Consider the following 4,223-nt stretch of genomic DNA (forward strand, 5'->3'; position numbering starts at 1 on the left):
GCCTGGACCATGGCCTTGACGCGCCGCAGGATGAACGCGTCGGCGGCCCACCAGATCGCCAGGACGGCCATTAGCGCCGATAGGGCCAGCATGGCCAGGTTGCGTGAGAAAATGCGCGTGGATGCGGAAAGGGCCAGGTCGCGGGGCATTTCCAAAACAATCGAGACCGGTTCCGGGCGCAGGGCGCTGGTCATGGGGGCGAAGGCGTAGATGCGCCATTTCCGGTTTTCATCGGCGGCCACGATGGATCCCGATTGGCGGCGGGTGATTTGCTGCCGCAGGGCGGCATCCATGGCCGACGGAATGGACCAACTGGCGCTGTCCACATCATAGCGCAGCATCCCGCGGCGTTCATCCAGAAGGGTCAGGCGCGATCCGTGGGGCAGTTCGGTCAATTGCCGGAAAATGACCCGGTTCATCCGGTTGAGATCCAGGGCGACAAACACCACCGCGATTGGCTGGCCGTCATCCGAAAGGACCGGCAGGGCAAAGTAGAGTACCGCCTGGCCGTGGATGTGTTCATCGTGGTACTGGCCCATGATCCGATGTTTCTGCTGAATGGCGTCGGTGAGCCAGGCGCGGCCGGCATAATCCGTGTCCATGGCAGAAGGGTCACCGCTGGCCAACAGACGACCGCCCGGATCGACGATGCGACGGCGGCGTACCCCTTGGTTTCGTTCAACAGCCGCGTCAAGAAGGGGGACAGTCGCGGCGCCTGGCCGTCGACGGCCAGGAAGGCATTCGCCACCGCCAGTAAAAAATTGCCCGTGGCCTCCAGTTGCTGGTTTTCCGCGTCGGCGGCCGCCCGCGCCAACAGGCGGATGCGGTGCAGCAAGGCCTGGCTTTCGATGGCTTTCTGCTCTTCGGCCACATAAACGATCAGCACCGCCACCGGGATGAACGCCGCCAGGACAAGCAGGTACAACCGTGTTTTCAGACTGATGCCGGCAAACTGATGCATGGGAACCCCTGTCGCAAAAAAAGGACGCTGCGGCGCTCACGGATCCTGGACGCTGCCGCTGGCGTGCCTCCCTTTATAGCCTTAAGGGGCGAGGAAAAAAAGGGCTATCCCGGATCTTCCTCGTGCATATTGAAGAGAATATCATTTTCCAGATACATCTGCTCCAGCTTCTCCTGATGGGCCTTGAGTTGGGGAGGCTGCCGGTTGACCAGCTCCAGTACCAGATAGTTGATGATGCATGAAATCGTGGTCGGATAGCCGATCAGCGGAATGGACCGTGACGGCACCACCAGGGACTGGTGGGCGAAGGGAAGCACCGGGCAAAGCCGGCTGTCCGTGACCACCAGAAGGGTGTGGCCGAGCCGCCGGACGACCTTGCCCATGCGGATCAGTTCGTTGGGGTAGCGCGAAGTGGTGATGATGATCACCAGGCTCTCCTCCGGGGCCCCGGTCAGCCAGTCGATCGTGGTGCTGTCGCTGCCTTTCAGGATGTTGACCCCCTTGCGCACCTTGGTCAGGGACCAGCCCAGGTAATAGGCAAAGGTGTAGGAGATGCGCGAACCGATGACGTAAACGGCCGGGCTCTTCTCGATCCGGTCGACAATATCTCCGAGCCGTTTCATATCGATGGTTTCGTAGAACTGCCGCAAATTGGTCATCTCCTCGAAGACCACCCGGTGCAGCAGATCGGTGCCGGGGCCCTTCATGCCCGGCAGATCCACCCGGTCCGGCAGACTCAGGCCGGAATCCACGAAGTCCCGCAACGCCTGCAAAAACTCTCCGTAGCCGGAATACCCCAGCTGTCCCACAAAGCGAACCACGGTGGCCTCGCTGACCCCGCAGGCTTCGGAGAGTTCCTTGGTGGTCATGAATACCGCCTTGCGCGGATTCTGGATGATATAGTTGCCCAACAGCTTGCCTTTGGGGGTCAATGAATCCAATTGTTTCACAATGCCCTTGATGACCGGGTGCGCATGGGCGTCCTGCATGGAAAAACCTCTTTGTAATGGGGGTTATGAAATATTTCTTTCATTATTCCATGTTGAAAAAATTAAATAATAATTACCTATATATAGATAAGTATAATCGCCCATGTCAAGGGAAAATGATGTGATTTTACTCAGGGTAAAAAATTATTCTTGACATGTTTTGTTTCATTCTTGTACCATCCCCTCAAACTGGCAAGCACAAAACGGCCACCAGTCACCATCACCCACTTTTTCAATCATGTTTGCAGGAGAGCGTATGTTCTGGAAAACCAGGCCCCTGTGGGGCAACAAACCCAAATTGAAGTCCAGCTACGATGTGGTCATTATCGGCGGCGGGCTTCACGCCCTGGCCACCGCCTACTTCCTGGCCCGGGACCACGGCATCACCGATGTGGCCATTATCGAGAAACGCTTCATCGGCTTCGGTGCCGCCGGGCGCAACACGGCCATTGTCAGGGCCAACCAGCGAACCCAGTACAATGTTCCACTGTACAAGGACGCGTTAGACCTGTGGCCGGTGCTCACCAAGGAGCTGAACTTCAACCTGATGTTCAACAACTGCGGCAACCTCAACCTGATGCACAGCGAAGCGGCCATGAAGGCTGCCCGCATGACCATCGCCACGGCCCAGTTCCACGGGGTGGAAAGCCACCTGATCGACGCCAAGGAGGCCAAGGAACTGGTCCCGGCCCTGAACATCTCAGAAGACATCACCTTTCCCATTCACGGCGCCATGTTCCACCCGCCGGGCGGCATCGTGCGCCACGACGCCGTGGTTTGGGGACTGGCCAAGGGGTGCGCCAAGCACGGGGTGCATATCCATCAGCAGACCGAGGCCACCCACATCCATACCGAAGGCGGCAAAATCACCGGCGTGACCACCTCGCGTGGCCGCATCCACGCCCGTCAGGTGCTGGTCAGCGCCGGTGGATACAGTGCCGGGCTGATCCACCAGATGCTGGGCATCAAGCTTCCCATCAGCGTTTTGACGATCCAGGCCATGGTCACCCAACCGCTGAAGCCGGTCCTGGATCATGTGGTTTCTTCCGGCGCTATCACTGTTACGCCAACCAGACACTCAAGGGAGAAATTGCCACCGGTGCCCATATGGACCAGTGGCCCAACTACACCACCCAGAACACGGCGCACTACATCAAGCACCAGGCCGAAGCGCTGTCGGACTGGCTGCCCTGTTTGCGTGGGGTGAAGTTCATGCGCATCTGGGGCGGCCTGGCCGACATGACCCCGGACATGGCCCCGATCATGGACGGCAACGATCCCATTGAGGGCTTCTACATGGACTGCGGTTGGGGCTACTTCGGTTTCAAATCCTGCAGCGCGGTGGGCAAATACATGGCCCAGTACATGGCCAGCGGGCACTGTCCGGAAATACTCAAACCGTTCAACCTGCGTCGTTACGAAAACCATCAGCTGATGGGTGAGACTGCCGCCCTGGTCAGTTATACACCGGACAACTAAAGGAGAAAAAAATGGCTTTAACCCTCACCTGTCCCGTCTGCGGCAAACGCAACGGATACGAATTCCGCTATGGGGGAGAAGACAAGGGAACCCGCCCGGCCGAGGAAGGGCTGACGCCGACGGCCTGGTGCGATTATGTCCATATGAACAAATGCACCATGGGCGTCCAGAAGGAGTGGTGGTGTCATCGCGACGGATGCGGTGTCTGGTTTACCACCTGGCGGGACACCACCCGAAACATCGAGGTCGAACAGCCGGAGGCGAACGAATGAACAGGCTTAATTCATTACCCACCCTGAGAATCGATACTGCGGACAAAAGGACTCTGACCTACCGGGGCAAAACCATTCAGGGGGTCGCCGGCGACACCGTGGCAACGGCCCTTTACGCCAGTGGCGTGCGTGTCTTCGGGCGCAGCCTGAAATATCATCGTCCCCGCGGCCTTTACAGCCTGGACGGCGAATGCAGCAACACCTGCATGGAAGTGGACGGCATCCCCAACGTGCGCACCGAGAACACGCCACTGAAATCCGGCATGGCCGTCAAGGCCCAGAACGTGGTCGGTTCCGCCGATTTCGACTGGATGGCCTTCATGGACAAGCTGGACTGGATGATGCCGGCGGGTTTCTACTACAAGATCATGCACAAGCCCGCCGCCGTCTGGCCGCTGGCCATGAAACAGATTCGCAAGGCGGCCGGCCTGGGCGTCATTTCGGCGGATTACCAGATGAAGGGCCAATACGATGAACGCTATCTCACGGCCGAGGTGACCGTCATCGGCGGTGGTGCCGCCG

General features: G+C 58.9%; 6 protein-coding genes. 4 read left to right on the forward strand and 2 right to left on the reverse strand.

The features are described from left to right. Positions 1 to 602: PDC sensor domain-containing protein (locus JCM12296_RS40630; RefSeq protein WP_172684232.1), on the reverse strand; the 602-nt coding region annotated here is incomplete at its 3' end. Positions 603 to 1,065: 463 nt separating this feature from the next. Further along, the gene (locus JCM12296_RS32930) at positions 1,066 to 1,950 is read right to left on the reverse strand and encodes a MurR/RpiR family transcriptional regulator (protein ID WP_054702034.1); all 885 of its coding nucleotides are present in this window, start codon (positions 1,948 to 1,950) and stop codon (positions 1,066 to 1,068) included. A 256-nt stretch (positions 1,951 to 2,206) separates the two neighbouring features. Between JCM12296_RS32930 and JCM12296_RS32935 the strand changes: the two genes are divergently transcribed. The 4 genes from JCM12296_RS32935 to JCM12296_RS32945 form a co-directional block, all read left to right on the forward strand. Continuing rightward, positions 2,207 to 3,157: an NAD(P)/FAD-dependent oxidoreductase gene (locus JCM12296_RS32935; protein WP_281492247.1), complete on the forward strand. Its 951-nt coding sequence runs from the start codon at positions 2,207 to 2,209 to the stop codon at positions 3,155 to 3,157. Then, positions 3,040 to 3,429, forward strand: coding sequence for an FAD-dependent oxidoreductase (locus tag JCM12296_RS48645; protein WP_340147888.1), 390 nt, complete (start codon positions 3,040 to 3,042; stop codon positions 3,427 to 3,429). Before JCM12296_RS32935 ends, JCM12296_RS48645 begins: the two co-directional genes overlap by 118 nt. A gap of 11 nt (positions 3,430 to 3,440) precedes the next feature. Further along, a complete protein-coding gene (locus JCM12296_RS32940; protein WP_054702037.1) occupies positions 3,441 to 3,701 on the forward strand; it encodes a sarcosine oxidase subunit delta in 261 nt (86 codons plus the stop codon). Continuing rightward, positions 3,698 to 4,223 (forward strand): 2Fe-2S iron-sulfur cluster-binding protein (locus JCM12296_RS32945; protein WP_172684233.1); only part of this gene is annotated, 526 nt, incomplete at its 3' end. The genes JCM12296_RS32940 and JCM12296_RS32945, both read left to right, overlap by 4 nt.

It is taken from the genome of Desulfosarcina cetonica JCM 12296, assembly GCF_001311845.1.
GTDB lineage: Bacteria > Desulfobacterota > Desulfobacteria > Desulfobacterales > Desulfosarcinaceae > Desulfosarcina > Desulfosarcina cetonica.